Source organism: Colwellia marinimaniae (assembly GCF_002207865.1).
Taxonomy (GTDB): domain Bacteria; phylum Pseudomonadota; class Gammaproteobacteria; order Enterobacterales; family Alteromonadaceae; genus Colwellia; species Colwellia marinimaniae.
Genome location: NZ_BDQM01000409.1, coordinates 1 through 250, shown reverse-complemented (window position 1 = coordinate 250; position 250 = coordinate 1). Strand labels below are relative to the sequence as shown.

Here is a 250-nt window from a genome sequence, read left to right as displayed (position 1 = left end):
CTACTCCATGGCGTTCTACGAAACCCAGCGCACCAAGGGCACGCTGCTGTGGATGCTGTCGACCAAAATGCTGCCACCGGTGGGGGTGCTGATGCCGATCTACCTGCTGGCCAAGAGCATGGGCCTGCTGGACACGCGCCTTGCGCTGATCATCATCTACACCCTGATCAACCTGCCGATTATGGTGTGGATGGTTTACACCTACTTCAAGGACATTCCCAAGGACATCCTCGAAGCCGCACGCCTGGAT

1 pseudogene is annotated in these 250 nt (G+C 57.6%); it reads left to right on the top strand.

What is annotated here, in order from left to right:
- A pseudogene (locus MTCD1_RS19860) lies at positions 1 to 250 on the top strand (carbohydrate ABC transporter permease); the annotation flags it as partial.